We start from the raw sequence: 2,568 nt of genomic DNA, 5'->3' as shown, positions 1-2,568 counted from the left end.
CGCTGATATTGGGCGGTACGCTGCCGCCGCCGTTGGCGCCGATATACCGACTGCTCCAGCCGCTGGAACCGCCGCTTATGCGCAGGGAGAGGCCTTCGCCAGCCGCGGGGGGAGGTGTGGGTGCGGGTGCAGGGTCTTCATCGCTCGAGCTGCTCGTCTTTGTAACCGCCTTTTGCCAGTAAGGAGCGTGAAAGCTATTGATGGGCGCAGCAGTAGAAACGGCTTGCGCGGTCTGCCCAGTTGTTAGATTGATAGTGAAGACCTGCCAGCTGCCGCTCTGCAAGATGCTATAGGCTAAAAATTTGCCATCAGCTGTGATGTGAGGGTGTTCAATGCCGCTCGAGTGAGAAACCAGCGCCTTGGTCGTTTTGGTCGTCACGTTCCTCAAGAGCACCCGGTCCCTTTCGGCCAACTTCACCAGTCCCGCTACTAAAGCACCATCATCGCTAATACTGGGATGCTTGAGTACATTGGTGCGCTTAAAGGCAGTCATATAGCTGTTGCTGGTCCTGTCGTAGCGCAGCACATGGTGAGCTGTTGCCGTAGGGCGGACCAGCGCGATATAGCGTCCATTGCTGCTTACCGAAGGCTGCAGCTGGTCACTGCTCACGCTTAGGATGCTCTCGGTAAAAGTGGCGCCGCTGTAGGTGCGAATAAAGACGGCGCGCTTGCCCGCAGCGTTGCTGCCCTCCCAGACCAAGGTGTTGCCGTTCGCCGACATGGAAACGTTCTTCTCGTCATAGCCCGTCGTGGTCAAGCGGGTGATACTCTTGGTATTTACGATCATGCGGTAGATTTCGAAGTTTTTGTCGTCAGGATCTTTCATGGCAAAGACGACCGTGTTGCCGTCCAAGCTGACGGCTATCGAATCGATTTCCCGGCCGCTGGCGAGCAAGCCGGACTTTTTGTCATCGCTCTGGTCGGCCAGATAGAGTTGCCACTGGCAGTTGTTGCAGTTGGGATTGTGGCGGATAAAGGCGATATACCCGCCTGCTCCAGGGAGCACCGCTTGTGTGGAGAATTCATCTTCCGTGGAGGATTCATCAAGGGTGAATTCCTCAACAACTTCCGGTGCCTCGCTGGCGATGTCTAAGGTTTCCGTACCGGTGAGCTCTGCTATGCTGTCGGCGAGCTCGAGTTCCGCCGCGTTGATGTCGGCGTCGGTAAAGAGCATGGCCGCTGTCTCTTTTGAGTGGTCGGTCTCGAGGATGTTGTCCTGCGTGCCGCATCCCGCGATAAGCGCGAGAAGCAGGGTGAGCGCGGCTGCAAGCATCAGCGCGTGGCGCCTAATAAGGTCCATCTTGTACCCCCATCATCTTTCCCTCAGTCAGGTTACAGAACCAGGGCTGGGTGTAAGGGATGCCAACAGTGCAAGAGGGCACTGCCCCAAGAGACATTCCTGTCGCTGCCTGGTTCTGTTTAAGGCCTGTCTATGCTTCAGCACCTATAAAAGGCGAGCCCAAGTAAGTTTTATAGGGTTGAAGGCAGGTGGCAAAACGAGGTGAAATATACCTTCAGCAGAGTTTTACGGCTTGTGATAAATTGCTTGTGTTACGCTGCCTGTAAATTTCGGCATATGCCGAATGACAGGGGTTCCCCAAGAACCACGCCCTGACCTCCTCAAAGGTTGACTATAAATTATAAAAGCATGAGAACAATTAAGCGAAACTTAACTTTTCTCCGAGGCTCTTGCGGAGTTTGCCGCGCTCGTCCGTCATCACGTCGCAGAGGTATTGCGGCTCGCTCGTATCAGCCTCGACGAGCGTCTCAAACTTTTGTCCCCGTAGTGAAGCGTGGTAGTGAGGCGTGGGCCTTGACGCAACCAGCTTACGGAGCCGGTGCGGGGAGCGGCGGTCAAAAGTCTTCAACCAGGTCCTGCCAGTCGGGATCTGCTAATACCAAGTGCCTTTTCAAGCGCCGCTTTTGCGCTTGAAAAGTGCGCGTGCTCCGAGCGAAGCGAGAACGGGTTCGCGCATACCCTTAGGCGCGTTCGGTTTGCGACACTTTGAAGGGCAATTGGTATAACATGGCTTATAGGAGGAAACTTGAGCCGACAGTCACCGGACATCCCCCTGCCTCCCCGGCTCCTCGAGGCCCTGCAAGGGCTTGCTCGAGCCTACCGTCAGCAGGGGGCGGATCTTTTCGTCTTCGGCTCGTTTGCCCGCGGCGACGCCCGCCGGACCTCCGATTTGGACCTCGGCGTCGAGTGGCGCGGCGAACCTTCAAAGCGCACCTTCTCACGACTGTACGACGACGTGCAGGCGCTTCCGACCATCCGCAAGATCGACCTCGTCGACTTCTCCCAGGCTTCCCCCGGCTTCCGGTGCCTCGCCGAGCGGGACAAGCTTCCCCTGGCATGACGGACGCGAGACAGGACGCTCTAAAGCGCGACTTCGACGATATTCTCGGCCGCTTCGGCGAGGCCTTGGCGCTGCCCGCGGGCGACATCGTCCGCGACTCGGCCATCTTGCGCTTCGAACTGACCTTCGAAGTCGCCTGGAAGCTGTGCCAGCGTCTCGTTCGTGAGCAGGGGCTGGAGGCGAACAGTCCCCGCCAGGCGTTCCAGCA

3 protein-coding genes are annotated in these 2,568 nt (G+C 57.6%); 2 read left to right on the top strand and 1 reads right to left on the bottom strand.

All coding sequences use genetic code 11. From position 1 onward, the window contains the following. On the bottom strand, nt 1-1,300 hold a 1,300-nt coding region (locus M3498_18875), incomplete at its 3' end, for a hypothetical protein (protein MDQ3461332.1). Between the two features lie 745 nt (nt 1,301-2,045). Here M3498_18875 and M3498_18870 point away from each other — a divergent pair. Both M3498_18870 and M3498_18865 read left to right on the top strand, forming a co-directional pair. Beyond that, nucleotides 2,046-2,360 carry a nucleotidyltransferase domain-containing protein gene (locus M3498_18870; protein ID MDQ3461331.1) on the top strand — a complete coding sequence of 105 codons (315 nt, stop codon included), beginning with the start codon at nt 2,046-2,048 and terminating at the stop codon, nt 2,358-2,360. Then, nucleotides 2,357-2,568 (top strand): nucleotidyltransferase substrate binding protein (locus M3498_18865; GenBank protein ID MDQ3461330.1); only part of this gene is annotated, 212 nt, incomplete at its 3' end. The genes M3498_18870 and M3498_18865, both read left to right, overlap by 4 nt.

It is taken from the genome of Deinococcota bacterium (assembly GCA_030858465.1).
Classification (GTDB): domain Bacteria; phylum Deinococcota; class Deinococci; order Deinococcales; family Trueperaceae; genus JALZLY01.
This window is presented reverse-complemented; position numbering and strand designations above follow the sequence as displayed.